A 15,935-nucleotide genomic window follows, 5' to 3' on the forward strand; every position below is an offset into this window, starting at 1 on the left:
ATCCCGCTATTTGTGAGAATAGAAACATCCACCTTATACGCCAAGTAATTCTTTTAGTTCGTCTGTTGATAGTTCGGTCATCCAACTATCGCTTGTAATGACGGCGTTGTTTAATGATTGTTTTCGTTCTAACATTTCATCAATTTTCTCTTCAAGTGTTCCTGTTGTAATAAGTTTATGAACGTGAACGAAGCGTTTTTGACCGATGCGATAAGCACGGTCTGTTGCTTGGTTTTCTACAGCTGGATTCCACCAACGGTCATAGTGAATGACATGGTTGGCAGCAGTTAAGTTTAATCCTGTTCCGCCGGCCTTTAACGATAAGATGAAGATGTCATACGTTCCGTTTTGGAACTGCTCAATCATCTTGTCACGCTCTTTCTTCGGTACGCTCCCGTTTAAGAAGAGGACGCGCTGACCAAATGTTTCTTCTAACATACTTTTTAGCATGTTCCCCATGCCAATGTACTGAGTGAAGATTAAGCAACTTTCATTTTGGTCTTTTATATTTTCGATGAGCTCCATTACCGTTTTTGTTTTCATAGAGCGTTCGACGATATTTTGTGGTTCTTCTTCTTTCAAATAAAGGGCTGGATGGTTACAAATTTGTTTTAGCTTGTTCAGCATAAGTAATATAAATCCGCGGCGCTCAATTCCGCTTAATCCTTCTACATTTTGTAATGTATCTTGAACAAGTTGTTCGTATAAGGAAGCTTGTTCGCCAGTTAGTGGACAATAAGCTTTCTGTTCTTGTTTATCTGGTAAGTTTAATGCGACTGTTTGATCTTTCTTCGTACGACGCAGTAAAAACGGCGAGATAAACCGCTGTACTTGCTGGATTTTTCCTTCATCGCGGTCCTTTTCAATCGGTGTGACGAAGCGGCGCTGGAATTGTCCTAAGCTTCCGAGATACCCATGATTGATAAAGTCGAAAATAGACCAAAGCTCAGCAAGTCGGTTTTCCATCGGTGTACCGGTCAAAGCAATTTTATGATTTGCTTGTAAGTTTCTTACTGCTTTCGACTGTTTCGTATGTGGGTTTTTTATATTTTGTGCTTCGTCTAAAATAACAGCGTCCCAGCATAACGTACTAAGTTCTTCTTCATCAAGCTGAGCTAATGCATAAGAAGTTAATATAACATCTGCTGATTGAAGAAAATCTTTAAATGACTCATCCTTAGCTCGGTTACTACCATAGTGTAACTGAACACGTAAACTTGGTGCGAAACGTTCAAATTCTTTTTGCCAATTTCCAAGGACTGATGTTGGTGCCACAATTAATGCAGGACCTGTTTGGAGATTGTTTTCTTTAGCGTATAGTAAGTAAGTTATTGTTTGAATACTTTTTCCGAGCCCCATATCATCAGCTAATAATGCTCCAAATCCAAGCTTTCGTAAGTATAGCAACCACTCAACACCGTGTTGTTGATACGGGCGGAGTGTTGCTTGTAGCGAAGATGGTGTATCTACTTTTGGAATATCTCCAATGTGCAGAAGCTTTTGGAAAAGTTCTTCATAATATCCATCTAGTTCGATTTCAATATCGCTAAACGGACTATCGTCTTCTACAATTTCTGTTTCCGCCGTGCTAGATAAATGTTGCTGCAACACGTCTTTCATTTCTAGTCCATATTTATCGGCACGGTGCATTAGTTTTCTTACTTCTTCAATAAAGGCAGGATCAAGTCTCATCCATTGACCATTTAAATTGAAAAGACGTTTGTTCTGCTCAACGAGTTCGAAAAATTGGCTTTCTGATAAATCAATTCCGTCCGTTGAAATGCGCCAGTCGAAATTAACGAGCGTATTCATGCCGAAGAAAGACTGTGTTTGTGCTGTACTTTGCTTCAGCTGTACACGTAACCTCGGTTTTGTTGCTTTTAAATTTTGCCACCATGATGGTAGTAGAATTGTAATACCTGCTGTGAGTAATTCATTACTTGCTTCGGTTAAGAAGTTCCAAGCTTCCGTTTCAAAGAGTTCTTCTCGGAACTTGTCGTCCTCTTTTAGCCACGGTACGAGCTTACTGAATCCTTCTTGTGTTTCAAGAATCCGTTCTTCGTAATCGTGCCATCGTTTTGGCAAGGAATCGATACTTTCATATACATATATGCGATGCGCACCACGTTTTGGTGTAACGATTGTTTCAAGCTTCCACATTTCAAGTTCTTCTTGCGGTTCTTGTAGTCTTAAGCCGACTGTAAATGGAAGATCATCTTCAATGTAACCAATTTTTCGAAGCCAATCTTCTTCATGTAGTGCTGCTTCCAATTGCCTTTTCGTAAAGTCATAATGTTCATATAGTCTCTTTGCATCTTCCCATCCGTCATTTGAGCGAGCATCTTGCAAAATACTTTCGTTCACAGAGGCAGAGAAAAGAGAGGCTAACATGTCATCTTCAATTGAGGTATTCTGAACTTTCCAAGATGGCTGCTGAGACCAATGCTTCATGTCAGGTGCGAAGCTGCCGCTGACGAAAGCGTCCCATAATTCACTTGCGTCCTTTGTAAGTGCCGTAATAGGACCGTTCATTTGCATATTTGCAAATGAATTCATCGGTTTATTTGCGATGTATTCAAATGCCTGTGCATTCGTTAACATAACGCCTTGTTTTCCCTCATACGTTGCTTCTTTTAAAAACGTTCCGTAGAAGGAAGTAGAGTGCCATGCGAATGCATTTTTTTTCCAAGTTGCTACGGATAAGAGCGTACCGCTATCATCTTCTCCCCAAAGGAACCAACCTTGACTAACGTGCTGGAGCCTAATTGTTACTTCAGTTTGTATGATCATCGATTAATTTTCCTCTCCGTAATTCCTCTTGTAGTGCACGCAGACGTGAATGTAAGTTAGCGATATGAATAATGAAAGCATCCCATTCATCAGTTCGCTTCAGTCGTTTATAAAGCATACGTAATTTCTTTAAGTAACGAACGGCACGTTTATATGATTTGCGATTTCGCTCTTCAATTGCTTCCATTGCGGCATGGTGATAAAGAGGAAGTGCTGCTTCGGGCGCTTCTTTTTCAATATCTTTCAATGGTTCTTTCAAAAGTTCGATTACTTCGAATCCATATAAGAGCTGAAGTTCCGTCCATGCATGGTATTGTTTCTTCGCTAGTACGTATTGTTCATAATTTGTGAAACTATACGGTAATAGTTCTTGTAAAATCATTTCTAATCCCGCTTGTTCATTCGTATGCGTTGCATATGTCTCATACATCATCACAAATAATCGAACGATATCTTGTATGAAGACGGTATTCTCTTGTTCCGTTATCGTTTCTTTTACTTGTTTATAAGTAAAGGAAAGCCAGCTTTTAGCACGGTCCCACTGCATCGTACTTAATAACTCTTCTAACCAATAGAAGTAAAGGCTCACAACAGAAGCAGGCTGTTTTTTGAGTAATTCCATTGCCGATAAGTCTTCATTATTTAAAAAGAGCAGATGAGAAGATGCTAATGCTTTGGAAAGTGGATTGATTTTAGTATCGATTCGTTTTTCTTCTTCTTGTAGCTGCTCTTCTGTTCTTAACAGTTCACCCCATACGTGACGATAAATGAAGAATCGCTCTTGTGTATAGGCATCGGTAGAGAAGAATGCTTCATGTATGAGCCGAGCTGTTTCTTGTAAAATCGGTTTGGATTCTTCTGGAATCTCCTCTGTTTTTAGGTCCCTAACGGTAGATTCAACTTTATCAACGAATAGGCGAACGACGTTAACTGGTTGGTGATAAGAATATAGTTTGTTTGCTTCAAATTCTTGAATTTCTTCTAATAATTTTTGAAAGCAATAAAGTGCCGCGTGCAACTTAAATAATTCATGAATAGCAACGATACGCGGAGCTTTCCGTTCTAATTTTGTATAGAAGTCTGTAAAAAGACTCATAAGAAAATACATTTGTTTATAAGTGAGCCGTGCTTGTTCTTTTTTAAATGATTCATATTCATTTTCAAAGTATGTTTGCCAACTTTTATAATCCATTTCTTCAAAAGCTGATGATTGCAATACTTGTCTTGCAGTTCGAATAGGAGGAAGAGAAGGTTTTGTATTATTTTTGAATAAAGTTAATACATCTCCTACCTGCCCAAAACTAGAAGCTGCAGATAGTAACACAGCAAGCATATGCTCACATTGCGTTGGCGCGAAGCAATCGCAATAGCTTTCAGTGACATTACGAATCGGGATGTGAACGCTATATACACTGCCTTCAGCATTTACAGTTCCGGATAGCGTATAGCCATCAAAGTCAACGTTATAGACAACACCACTACGATATAGGTGCCGAGCTGTAGCGACATGCTCCTGATCAGCAACTTGCTGTGGATCAAGCCCTTGAACGAACTCATTCGCAATCATCATAATTTCATCTTTCGTAATTGAGTCTTGCAGCATAATATTCCTCCGTACACAGATTTCTTTCCTTTACCATTATAAACAAAAAATGCTCAAAACAGAAAAAATGAAATTCTAATTACACAATTAGAAAATCATGGTAATATATATAATGTTAATTTTGCATATTACTATGTAATTAAAAGGAGAGAATTTGTTTGTCAGATTTACAATCGAAGTTTGGTAATGGCATGAATAAGTTGCAAGAGGGAATTGAGCAAGGCAAGATGAAGTTGCAAGTAGCACAGGAAATTGCGCAATTAAAGAAGATTACACAAGAGAAGTTACAAGCTAAAACTGAAATTTTACTTGAACTTGGTCAAACGGTATATATGCAACTTCGTGATGATGAGGTTCGAGTAGATTTGTTGAAAGCTATTGTAGCACCAGTACAAGAGCTTGATGTTGCTATTTATAACACGCGCAGACAAATGTCTAATTTACAGAGCCAAGAACAAAAAGGTCAGTGTAGTTGCGGTGGTCCATTATCATTAAATGATAAATTTTGCGGGCAGTGTGGGAAAGAAAATGAGTTACTCCTTCAATCAAAAAATATTGAAAAAGAAGCATGTTCTTCATGTGGTGAACAAATTGCGACGGAAGCTACATTTTGTCCAGCATGTGGTATGAAGCAAAGTAAGGAGTGAGGAACATGTATTGTAAAATTTGCGGTTTAGAGCAGCCAGAGGCAGTAAACTATTGTACACACGACGGCTCAAGTACGGATAGCATAGATAGCCATGTTATGTTAGTCCCGCAATCTTCGAAGTATTGCCGAACATGTGGACAGGAAAGTAAAGAATATGCTATATATTGTGAGAAATGCGGTGATTCTTTATTAGGAGTCGCTCAAAAAGAATCGAACGTGAAATTACCAAATGCAGGAGCGCAATTACATGTAAATCCATCAGGAAGTATGCTGAAAAAAGGATTATTCGGTGGTGCTTTTGCAATTGTATGTATGTTCATTGCAGGTTGGATTGGCAGTTTAATAATAGATGCTGCTATAAATGATGTAGTGGAGACAGCGGTTAGAAATACGGATGGTATGTTGAATATGACTACCGTTAATCAATCATTTATTGGTATAGCACCATTAATTTTAATGTGTCATTTAATAGGTATTGAAATTAGCGGGAGCGGGGCATACACGATGTCATTCCTTCTTCATATCCCATTGTTCATCTTGTTAACTATTCCAGCACTTATATTAGGTGGAAGTGGATTTTTTGTAGAGAGAAAAAAACCTTCAATTAGTTGGCGAGAGAAGTTCATGACATCATGTGTAATTGGCATGATATACGGTATTTTCTTATGTATTGTAAGCTTTATAGCAAGTTCTTCTACATCTATTTCTTATTTCTATCAAACGATGACTATTGATGTCGTATATTCTCATGTTGTTAGTTTATTGTTTGGTATTATATTTGGTCTATTATTCAGCTTTATTGGTATGAGTATTGAAGCAGGACCACATCGTATGCTTTCTTCTACTAGTCAGTTTGTCCCGTATGCAACGTCTATTTATTATAGTATAGTGACTGTTTTGAAAGGACTACTTATTACATTTGGTATTATACTTATTACGATTTTATTTAGTAGTTCAAAATCAATGGGTCCAATTGATTTTCCAGAGAAGGCGTATAAAGCATTACTTTCTTTAGAAGCAACACCTTTCATGTGGAATATGGCCCACCTTTCTCCAACTGAAATTGAATGGGGAGATATGGAGAAAGAAATGAGTAGATATTCAGTCGAAAAAGGGCCGCTGCATGTATCGTATGTGTCAGACATATCAATAAAGGATACGTCTTTAAAAGACCTGGAAATCGCTAATGGTGCTAGTGCTGATCGTATAAAAGATATTGATGATTTTAATTCATATTTACATTGGTGGGGATTATTAATTCTTCTACCATGTATTCTACTAGTTAGGGCTGGAATGAAATTGGCTCAATATCGTATGCGAAATATGTACGTAACTATAGCAGTGTTTAGTGCTGTTTATACGGTGATGATGCTTTGTGTAAATGGACTAGCAAAAATTCATATTACAGCCTCAGGAAGTAAGGAAATTATGAAGGAGTTCGCTGGAATTTCTGGACCGATATTATCTATTCAAAGTAACACGCTATATTTAATGGTAGGTAGTTTTCTTATTTCTTACGTATTAACATTCGCGGGTATGAAATTAGTAAAAAAATAAGGGGGAGAAATACTTGAAGTTTTGTGGAACATGCAATAAACAAGTCGCAGGTCAATTGAACTTTTGTCCTGGTTGCGGAAGTAAAGTAGAAGAAATCGCTGATCAAACAGCTTCTTCTCATTCAGAAATGCGGAGAGAAACAAAGCCAGTGAAAAGTAAGAAAAACATGTTTTTACTTATAGGTTTTGTCATTGTTTTTGCTATTTTGTTTGGCGCATATAAATTCGGTGCAAGCAAGTTTTCTAAGGAAAAACAAGTAAATGTTATGATCGAGGCATTCCAAAAGAAAGATGTGAATGCAATCGATGAGTTTGTGAAAGTTGATGATCCAAGCTTAAAGATTAAGACAGAGGATATTAAGGCGTATATCCGTTATTTAAAAGAAAATCCGTCCTATAATAAAGAATTGTTATCATATTTGCAAAGAGAGACAGTAGATCAAAAGTTAGCAAGTGATAAAGTATCTTTTAAAGATGGGCAAATTATAGAAGACGAGAAAGAGTGGTTCTTATATCCGAAGTATAAGTTCAGCATGAAATCGTATTACATGAGTGTTAGCACAACTGCAAAGAATGCTGAAATATATGTGAATGATAAAAAAGAAACAGAGCTTTCTAGTGATAAAACTTCGAAAGAATTAGGTCCATACTTCCCGGGTACTTATGTTGTAAAGGCAAAGGCGAAGACGGAACTTGCTGAATTAGAGATAGAAAAAGAAGTAGATTTAGCAGATGAAAAGAATGGGACAGTAGAAGTGGAGTTATCACTTGAAGGAAATTATGTAACCATTTCATCTGATGAAAGCGATGCAACTGTATTTGTTAATGGCAAGAAACGCGGAAAGTTAAATTACGGAAGTTATAAACTTGGTCCTGTACCGACGGATGAAACGGTAGAAGTACATTTAGAGAAAAACGCTGAATTTGGTGTGATGAAATCTGAAAGTATTAAAGTTGGAGATCAAAGTACATATTACTTAAATTTCCCAAAAGAAGCTTCTAGTTCAGCGGTTGGAGATTTTGTACAAAATCATATTTATAATAACGTACGTGCAATTGCATTAAACGATTTTAGTTTAATTGAAAATGATTATGATAAGAGCGGAAAATCGTATAAGGAAGACCGTGATTACTTACAATATCTACAGAAAAAAGGAATTACAGAAGATTTATTGACAATGAATATTCGTAATGTAGAACGTCAAAGTGCGACGAAATATAAAGTAACGACATATGAAGAATATCATATTCGTTATGGTGATGGCTCTGTAAAATTCAAGAGCTTTAATAATGACCATATCGTTACTGTTAATGGAAATGGAAAGCTGTTGTACCATTCTCTTGGAGCGAATAATACGCTGAAATCAAAGGATGTATCTGGTCCGACTCGTTAATATAAGAAAGACTATCTCAATTATAGAGATAGTCTTTTTTTCGATTAAAAGCGCGCTTCCTTTAATATCGCTTGTACATATGGATCATTTAATATTTGCTTTATGAGCGGTAGCATTTCTTGCTCGAATGGAATATCAATAGGGAATGGCTTTTGGGAGCCTGGTTTTATTCCGTATTGTACGAGTTTGTAATGTGTACTTTCTTCATGGCTGAGCACAATTAATTTATAGCGATTGTCATCGTTTGCGAGTGAGAAGTCAATTGCGATTGCATCATATGTTACATCATCTTTATATATGTACGGTTTTGGTGTACCGACCCAGTCTACTTTTGCTTGTACGTTCATGGACATAACCTCCTTATAGCTATTATAAAAAAATAAAAGCCAGCTCTCAATAAAGAGAACCGGCTGTAATTTAGCAGTCATTGGTTATTTTAAAATTTTCACTTTAACAGTTTTGCGTCCCCATTTGTTAGCAGCGCTATCTGATCCAAGTAGAATGTCGATACGGTTACCTTTAATTGCACCGCCAGTATCACCAGCGATTGCTTCTCCATAACCTTCAACCCATACTTTAGATCCTAATGGGATTACTTTCGGGTCAACAGCGATCATTTTCATGTTTGGGTTCGCTGTTAGGTCATGACCCATTGCAGTTAATACGCGGCCGCCGTATGTGCCACCGTTTTCGCTCGGATGAGCTGTATATGCTGTAGCTACAACAGTTAACTCACGACCATTAGAAGGTTCGCTAGTTTCAGCAGCTTTCACAGCAGGCTTAGCAGCTGTTTTTACTGGTGCAGGTGCTTGAGCCTTAGCTGGCGCTTGAGCTTTAGCAGGAGCAGGCGTTTCTTGTTTCTCGATAACAGGTGCTGTACCTGTTAAGAAAGGAACATGAACATAAGCCGTTTTCCCGTTATATTCAAATTGTAACCACTCATTTTGTACTTGATTCGTTGTTTCGATCATATCGTCTTTCTTAAGCATTCCAAGAATTTCTGAGTTTGTGTTCGCTTCAGCACGTACATTTAATACGTTAGCTGTTACATAGTAAGAGTTCTTTGTAAACTCTGTACTTACGAATGCGTCTTTACCATCTAATTTGATTTGTGACCATCCGTTTTCTGTATTTAGAACATCTAATTTATGACCATTCTGTAATTTACCGACAACTTTTGATTCAGTAGTAGGGTTTTCTCGTACATTTAGTACGTCTGTTTTTACAACAGTTTCTGCGTTAGCAGATGCGGTGAAAATCCCAAGACCAAAAACTGCTGCTGTTGCTATTCCAATTAATTTTTTCATGATAGCCTCCATTGCGTTTGTTTTCGTGTCCTCATTATAGCAACAGATTTTTTCGGATTTTGGGAAAACACACAATTACAAACCATTCGTAATAAGTCGTTAACACTTTGTAATATAGATAGAATGAGAGGAAAGCGTTTTTCATTCCGTATAATTAGTAGGTTTCTAGTTATAGTCAAAATATTTAATACAACATAATTTTTTCGGCGTAAATAAAAATGTTACGAGAGTATTACATCATAATTACTATACAGTTACATTCCTTGAGTATTTTACCGTTTTATGGGTAATATAGTTATATAAACATAAACATCTCGTTTGTGAAGTTATAAACACGCGCTATATACTAGCAAAAAAACCGCATAATTGTTACAAGAAGAAAGGGTTGTAAAGAATAAATCTGCCCTTTTTTAAAACTGTAACACACCCTTTTTTGGGAAAATCTCTTCCCATCCGCATTTTTCTCACACAATTTGACAGTAGTATTCCAATCTTGTAGCTCTTGCAGAGTGAAAAGGTTGTACGGAAGGTAAGGCTGTCCACAAGAACTCTAATTGGTGAAGGCAAAACTAAGAGAGCCGAAAGAAAATCACCACAAAAAACTATGGTTTTCTATCCGATTTAACACATCGGAATTTATGATATTTACAAGAAATGAAACATACGAAGGGGGATTTGATGAGGAAACTGACGAAAACATTTATTGTCTCATTAACATTATGTATTACATTTACACTTTGGGGGATTATTCCCGAATCTATTATTGGAAAAGGTAGCTTAGGAAATGTAACGACTGCAATTCAAGCTGCGTTAGTTAGTAAGTTTGGATGGTTCTATATTATTTCCGTTTCTATTTTCTTAGGAATTACTATTTTCTTAATTGTTTCTAAGTACGGTTCGATTCGTTTAGGTAAAGATGATGATGAACCTGATTATAGTTATATGACATGGTTTGCTATGTTATTTAGTGCCGGTATGGGAATCGGTTTGGTTTTCTGGGGCGTTGCAGAACCGTTGAATCATTTATACACACCTCCGTTTGGAGAGGGTGCGACTGAAGAGAGTGCACGTCTTGCACTTCGTTTCTCATTTTTCCACTGGGGATTACATCCGTGGGGATTATATGCACTTGTAGCATTATGTATTGCGTATTTTACATTTAGAAAAGGAAGAGCAAGTACAATTAGTGCGACAGTGGGTCCACTATTTAAAGGCGGTGAACATGGCCGTATTGCACATATGTTTGATGTTCTAGCTGTATTTGCGACAGTATTTGGTGTGGCGACATCATTAGGACTTGGGGCAAAGCAAATTGCGGGTGGTGTTAGTTATTTAACATCCATTCCAAACTCATTACCGACACAGCTAGTAATCATCGGAATTGTAACTGTTCTTTATATGCTATCTGCGCAAACGGGACTCGATAAAGGAATTAAATATTTAAGTAATGCGAATATTATTTTAGCGTTTGCACTTATGATAATTGTATTATTTGCAGGTCCAACAAACTTTATTATGAATTATTTCACTTCAACAATCGGATCATACATTCAAGAATTACCAAGTATGAGTTTCCGTTTAAGTCCATTAAATGAAGGCGGAAATCAATGGATTCAGTCATGGACAATTTTCTACTGGGCATGGTGGATTGCATGGTCACCATTCGTAGGTACGTTTATTGCTCGTGTGTCACGCGGGCGTACAATTCGTGAATTTGTTATTGGTGTGTTACTCGTACCAACAGTAATTGGTGCGCTTTGGTTCTCTGTTTTCGGAGGGACAGGTATTCATATGGAATTGTTCGACGGGGCGAATATATATGGCCAAATTAAAGAAATGGGCACAGAAGTAGGATTGTTTGCTATGTTAGACCAGATGGGTAGTATGGGCCCGGCTTTATGTGTGTTAGCTATTTTACTTATTTCAACATTCTTTATTACATCGGCAGACTCTGCTACGTTTGTTCTAGCGATGTTAACGACACATGGTAGCTTAAACCCACCAAATCGCATCAAAATGGTTTGGGGTATTGTTCTAGCGGCGATAGCTTCAACCTTATTGTATGTCGGTGGATTAGAGGCGCTGCAAACTGCGTCGATTATTGCGGCATTCCCATTTGTATTTGTTATTTTCTTTATGATTGCAGCACTATTTAAAGAGTTGCAAAAAGAAGGGCGTATGAAACAACATTAATAATAGAAGGAAAGGGGCTGATTTTATGTCAGCTCTTTTTTTAATGCAAATATTAGGAAAAGTGTGGATAGCTGTAGTTTAAAAAGAAAAATCGATATGGTTCGACAATATACGATATTTTACACATTATATTCATATTTTTGACAAAAATATGTCGGAAATGTGTTGTCACTTTTATGTATATGTGCTATATTATTTCCTGTAAGCGATTTCAAATAGTTTTAAATCGCATTCAAGGGGGACAACTAGAATAATGAAACGTTACGAAAGAAAGTGGAAGCATATTTGCTTGAAACGTGTGGCACATCGAAATGCCCAAGAAAGCACGGAACCGAAGACTGAAACTCGTAAAGAGCATCAAGAGAAGCAATTGGTTCTACAAAAATAGCAATCACTTTTTCGTATATAAATGAAGGTCGATCGTTCGTTGGGGGATGGACGTGAAATAACTTTCTGCTAAGGGGTATTGTCTGATATATAGTATTACGGTAAAAAATAAGCACAGAGCATACGGCGCTCTGTGCTTATTTTTTAATGAAATCTATTTTTCTTTTTTAAATCGTACTGTTTTATCCCAACCAATTACTTGTTTCTTGCTCTTTGCGCGTAAGTAAAGAATGAGACTGCGAATAAACAAATACGTAAAGAGCTGTGCGTACGTAAAGTACATAATGACGCTTATGAAAATGTTGGTCGGTGTAAAGGTTCGTTCTACGCTCTGGGCACTAAATAATTGAGAAACATATGTAATATATGCGACATACCACATAAATAGTAATGGAATGCTATATTGAATTTGGAATATGCCGAGCAGTCCAATTACAAACCAAACGTTTGAAATGATTAGGAATAGCCAAAATACGACATACACTAAAACTTGTTGTAAGGAATGGACGAGAAGTTTTCCTTTAAAGAAGCTTAACGAAGAAAACATTTTTTCTAAAATGTATAAGTTTCCTTGAAGCCAACGTGTACGCTGTTTAATAAGAATGTTTAAATGCTCAGGTTCTTGTTCCCATGTAATCGATTCCGGGACGATTGGTAAGAGATAGCCCTTTTGGGTAATTCTTAATGTTAATTCGGCATCCTCTGCGATTGCATAAGGGTCATAGCCGCCAAGTTCTTCTAATGCGGAACGACGAAGAAGCATGTTTGTTCCGGTTAGTGAACCTGTTTGGAATAATAGCCAGCGTCCGGATTGCATAAGGAGCTGGAAAATCTGAAATTCTAATGAAATCATTCGTGTAAGCCAATTTCTTTTTTCATTTACTGTACGAACGTGTCCAACTGCTCCAACGGCATCCTTTGTTGTTTCAGCATGTTCTACGAGCATTCGTAAAGCATGTGGTTCAGGTTGATTATCTGCATCGTAAACACAGAAATATTCACCATCCGAAATGCTAAGGCCGTAGTTTAATACACGCGATTTTCCTTTCGGTTCGCCAGGTGGTACACGAATGTGATGAATATGAGCATAAGCTTTGTCGAAATCATCGCCAATTTCAGGTGTTTCATCTTGAGAGTTATCGTTTAATAAATAAACGTTTAGTTTGCCTGGGTATTCAATCTTTGCCATCGCTTCCAATGTATCTTTAATAACAACCCCTTCATTATGGGCAGGTATTAAAATATCCACACTTGGATAATGTTCTAGCGTACGATCTTTTCGTTTACTATTTCGATGAATTAAGCCCGCAATTGTTAAGAAAGAGTAATAAACGAGTAAACCAGAGAATAGAAAGGCCGTAAAAATCAATACATATTTAATTGAAAATGTGATGCTGATCCAGAAAACAAGTACACAAAACAAAATAAATAAAAGAAGCATAACGAGTGTCATCATAATGGGGTATGTCCTTTTGTATTGATTTGTTCTCGTTTTATTTTAATATCTTGAATTGCTTCAGTAGCAAGCCATTGCTTCATTTTTGGATGTAGACGGTTCATTACAATGTCAGCACCGGCTTCATTTGTGTTTTGTAATAAAATGACTAATGTGTTGCTGTCATATTCAGCAGCAAGGTCAAAGTCAGTTCTGACTGTATCAACTAATAATGAAGCTACACGATCCATGACACTTTCCTTCGTATATTTACTAAAGGAAGTGAAATCAAAGAAAATGATAATGCCTGTTTCATTACGACGATTCATCGCAGTTGTTAATAAAGCTTGTCGTCTTTCGAATTCTTGTCTTGTTAATAATTTTGATTCTCCAATGTATTGCTCAAGCACTCTCACCCGTTCAGTTAACTCTTTATTTTTAAGGATAACCTTTTTTAATAGATGGGTTGAAATATAAACAATGAAGAAGTTAGCTGCCATCAGGAAGTGGGTAATAATATATTCCCATTGATCTGATGTACTCCATAAGTGAAGCCATGCTTCATAAAATAAATAGAATACTGAAATAATGGTTCCCAGTATGAAGAAAATAAATGCTGTTTTATCAGCTAAAAATAGGAATAGTACATTTATGATGACATATATAATTGTAAAAATGAGCGCGTGCTCATATTTCGTCACATGTACAGTAGTAAAATAAAATAAAATTTGTAAAATCCACATAGAGAGGACTTTGTAGGAATTATCTTTCACGAAACTTTCCTCCTTAAAGATAATTCGTGCTGGATATTTGTAGTATGCACAATTATTAAGAAATGGACCATGTAGCTGGAAGTCCTTTTTTAGCGAGCGACATCAAGTAGTATCCCTCTTGTACAAGAAAAAATAAACAGACATACTAATTATTGTAACATATTGTCTATACATCTAGACATAAAGGATTTAATATATATAAAAATTATGTTTATACTATATAAAAAAGCCTCCTTTTTAAAAAGGAGGCTTTCATGAATTTATCCCGCATTAACGGGCAGTAAAACTCCCACCATAAAATTCGGCTGGAGCAAAGAAGTTAGGTGGGAGTTCAACTGCCCGAAAACGCCCGATTGGTGAAGGCTAATAATCAGTGGGGGATGAAGAAAACCCCCACTGATTAAAGTTTCACTTTATAGGAACATCATACCTGCAACTGCTGCGTTTAAGAAGTTCGCTAGTGTACCAGCGATAACTGCTTTAATCCCTAATTGTGCAATTTGTTTACGGCGAGTAGGAGCTAACGTTCCTGTTACACCTAATTGAATTGCGATAGAAGAGAAGTTTGCAAAACCACAGATTGCGAATGTTAAAATTAGATTTGTTTTTTCAGAAAACTCTGCCATGTGTGGTCCTAAGTTTGCATATGCAACGAATTCGTTGATTGCAAGTTTTTGACCGATGAAACTAGCTGCTTGTATAGCTTCGCCCGGTGAAACACCGATTAAGATTGCAAATGGTGATAGTAAGTAACCGAAGATTAAATCAAGGCTAAGTTTAATATCGAACCAAGAACCAACCCATCCTAATAGGCCATTTAATAAAGCGATTAATGCGATGAAAGCCATTAACATTGCTGCTACGTTAATAACAAGTTGCATACCTTCAGATGCACCGCGTGCAGCTGCATCGATAACGTTTGCGTCTTCACGTTCTGTAGAAAGTTCAACGTTATTATCTACTTTTTCTGTTTCTGGCATAATTAGTTTTGCAATTAATAAACTTGATGGAGCTGCCATAATTGCTGCTGCTAATAAGTGCTCTAACGGAATTCCCATCGCTGCATAGCCGACAAGAACTGATCCGGCAACAGCTGTCATACCACTTACCATAATAGTGAAGAACTCACTGTTAGTTAAACGTGCTAAATAAGGTTTAATTAAAATTGGTGCTTCTGTTTGTCCTAAAAATACAGTCGTTACTGAGTTTAAGCTTTCTGCCTTAGAAGTTCCAAGAAGTTTACTTAATGCACCACCAACGATACTAACAAATTTCTGCATAATACCTAAGTAATATAAGATTGCAACTAATGAACTAATAAATACAATTGGAAGTAGTGCTTGAATAACGAAGATAAATCCCCAAGGTCCTTTTGCGTTGACCAAATCCCCAGCAACGAATCTAATTCCCTCGTAAGAAAAATTAATTAATCCTTGAACGCCGTCAGCAGCAACTTTTAAGCCTGCTTTTCCAGCATCCCATCGTAATACAATAAATGAAAATGTCATTTGTAATGCTAGCGCGATTAAAATTGTGCGCCAATTAATAGCTTTGCGGTTGGAAGATAATAAGAAAGCGATTGCTAAAACCCCAATCACGCCGCCAATTCCCCATAAAATATTCATGCAGTGCATGCTCCTTCCTCATAGTAAAAAAGTGTATAAACCAGTTGTCTATACTTTTGCGAATATAACATCTTAAGTAACTTATCATAATGGACATCGGAGGTCAAACGTCTAACGAAAAGTTTAAATAAAAAGAAAATTCTTTGAAAAAACACATATAAAATGAATAGACATGAAATAGGTTATGTTTTTTGTGGAAATATATTCATTATGATAACATTTT

At 36.8% G+C, this 15,935-nt stretch carries 12 protein-coding genes; 5 read left to right on the plus strand and 7 right to left on the minus strand.

Features of this window, described 5'->3' with window-relative positions; translation table 11 throughout:
* Window positions 1–33: 33 nt before the first annotated feature.
* Together ACE38F_RS02860 and ACE38F_RS02865 are read right to left on the minus strand one after the other, a co-directional pair.
* A complete protein-coding gene (locus ACE38F_RS02860) occupies window positions 34–2,790 on the minus strand; it encodes a DEAD/DEAH box helicase (protein WP_375370243.1) in 2,757 nt (918 codons plus the stop codon).
* Window positions 2,774–4,393 carry an SWIM zinc finger family protein gene (locus ACE38F_RS02865; RefSeq protein ID WP_375370242.1) on the minus strand — a complete coding sequence of 540 codons (1,620 nt, stop codon included), beginning with the start codon at window positions 4,391–4,393 and terminating at the stop codon, window positions 2,774–2,776. The genes ACE38F_RS02860 and ACE38F_RS02865 overlap by 17 nt, the downstream gene beginning before the upstream one ends.
* 158 nt (window positions 4,394–4,551) lie before the next feature.
* Between ACE38F_RS02865 and ACE38F_RS02870 the strand changes: the two genes are divergently transcribed.
* The 3 genes from ACE38F_RS02870 to ACE38F_RS02880 are packed head-to-tail and all read left to right on the plus strand — an operon-like array spanning window position 4,552 to window position 7,992.
* Entirely contained in the window at window positions 4,552–5,040 is a 489-nt protein-coding gene (locus ACE38F_RS02870; RefSeq protein ID WP_341308123.1) for a zinc ribbon domain-containing protein, read from the plus strand.
* Window positions 5,041–5,045: 5 nt separating this feature from the next.
* The gene (locus tag ACE38F_RS02875; protein ID WP_375370241.1) at window positions 5,046–6,599 is read left to right on the plus strand and encodes a hypothetical protein; all 1,554 of its coding nucleotides are present in this window, start codon (window positions 5,046–5,048) and stop codon (window positions 6,597–6,599) included.
* Between the two features lie 13 nt (window positions 6,600–6,612).
* The gene (locus ACE38F_RS02880) at window positions 6,613–7,992 is read left to right on the plus strand and encodes a zinc ribbon domain-containing protein (protein ID WP_375370240.1); all 1,380 of its coding nucleotides are present in this window, start codon (window positions 6,613–6,615) and stop codon (window positions 7,990–7,992) included.
* Window positions 7,993–8,036: 44 nt separating this feature from the next.
* Here the strand turns inward: ACE38F_RS02880 and ACE38F_RS02885 are convergent, their stop codons facing one another.
* Both ACE38F_RS02885 and ACE38F_RS02890 read right to left on the minus strand, forming a co-directional pair.
* Window positions 8,037–8,339: a DUF3910 family protein gene (locus ACE38F_RS02885; protein ID WP_375370239.1), complete on the minus strand. Its 303-nt coding sequence runs from the start codon at window positions 8,337–8,339 to the stop codon at window positions 8,037–8,039.
* Between the two features lie 84 nt (window positions 8,340–8,423).
* Window positions 8,424–9,299, minus strand: coding sequence for a cell wall-binding protein EntA (locus ACE38F_RS02890; protein ID WP_375370238.1), 876 nt, complete (start codon window positions 9,297–9,299; stop codon window positions 8,424–8,426).
* 678 nt (window positions 9,300–9,977) lie between these two features.
* Here ACE38F_RS02890 and opuD point away from each other — a divergent pair.
* Together opuD and ACE38F_RS02900 are read left to right on the plus strand one after the other, a co-directional pair.
* Entirely contained in the window at window positions 9,978–11,492 is a 1,515-nt protein-coding gene (opuD, locus tag ACE38F_RS02895; protein WP_375370237.1) for a glycine betaine transporter OpuD, read from the plus strand.
* A gap of 253 nt (window positions 11,493–11,745) precedes the next feature.
* Complete coding sequence (locus tag ACE38F_RS02900) at window positions 11,746–11,880, plus strand: hypothetical protein (RefSeq protein ID WP_002068447.1); 135 nt, start codon at window positions 11,746–11,748, stop codon at window positions 11,878–11,880.
* A 153-nt stretch (window positions 11,881–12,033) separates the two neighbouring features.
* Here the strand turns inward: ACE38F_RS02900 and ACE38F_RS02905 are convergent, their stop codons facing one another.
* The 3 genes from ACE38F_RS02905 to ACE38F_RS02915 form a co-directional block, all read right to left on the minus strand.
* Window positions 12,034–13,335 (minus strand): glycosyltransferase family 2 protein, encoded by a 1,302-nt coding sequence (locus tag ACE38F_RS02905; protein ID WP_215554756.1) that lies wholly within the window; start codon window positions 13,333–13,335, stop codon window positions 12,034–12,036.
* Entirely contained in the window at window positions 13,332–14,087 is a 756-nt protein-coding gene (locus ACE38F_RS02910) for a diguanylate cyclase domain-containing protein (RefSeq protein ID WP_375370236.1), read from the minus strand. Before ACE38F_RS02910 ends, ACE38F_RS02905 begins: the two co-directional genes overlap by 4 nt.
* 413 nt (window positions 14,088–14,500) lie before the next feature.
* Window positions 14,501–15,712 carry a NupC/NupG family nucleoside CNT transporter gene (locus tag ACE38F_RS02915; protein WP_375370235.1) on the minus strand — a complete coding sequence of 404 codons (1,212 nt, stop codon included), beginning with the start codon at window positions 15,710–15,712 and terminating at the stop codon, window positions 14,501–14,503.
* Window positions 15,713–15,935: the final 223 nt, after the last annotated feature.

The sequence above is a fragment of the Bacillus altaicus genome (genome assembly GCF_042136375.2).
Classification (GTDB): domain Bacteria; phylum Bacillota; class Bacilli; order Bacillales; family Bacillaceae_G; genus Bacillus_A; species Bacillus_A cereus_U.

Excerpts from the sequence above, each read along its gene's own strand:
- ACE38F_RS02885 (WP_375370239.1), bottom strand. The coding sequence starts at position 8,339 with ATGAACGTACAAGCAAAAGTAGACTGGGTCGGTACACCAAAACCGTAC.
- ACE38F_RS02900 (WP_002068447.1), top strand. The coding sequence starts at position 11,746 with ATGAAACGTTACGAAAGAAAGTGGAAGCATATTTGCTTGAAACGTGTG.
- ACE38F_RS02865 (WP_375370242.1), bottom strand. The coding sequence starts at position 4,393 with ATGCTGCAAGACTCAATTACGAAAGATGAAATTATGATGATTGCGAAT.
- opuD (WP_375370237.1), top strand. The coding sequence starts at position 9,978 with ATGAGGAAACTGACGAAAACATTTATTGTCTCATTAACATTATGTATT.
- ACE38F_RS02915 (WP_375370235.1), bottom strand. The coding sequence starts at position 15,712 with ATGAATATTTTATGGGGAATTGGCGGCGTGATTGGGGTTTTAGCAATC.
- ACE38F_RS02860 (WP_375370243.1), bottom strand. The coding sequence starts at position 2,790 with ATGATCATACAAACTGAAGTAACAATTAGGCTCCAGCACGTTAGTCAA.
- ACE38F_RS02905 (WP_215554756.1), bottom strand. The coding sequence starts at position 13,335 with ATGATGACACTCGTTATGCTTCTTTTATTTATTTTGTTTTGTGTACTT.
- ACE38F_RS02875 (WP_375370241.1), top strand. The coding sequence starts at position 5,046 with ATGTATTGTAAAATTTGCGGTTTAGAGCAGCCAGAGGCAGTAAACTAT.
- ACE38F_RS02890 (WP_375370238.1), bottom strand. The coding sequence starts at position 9,299 with ATGAAAAAATTAATTGGAATAGCAACAGCAGCAGTTTTTGGTCTTGGG.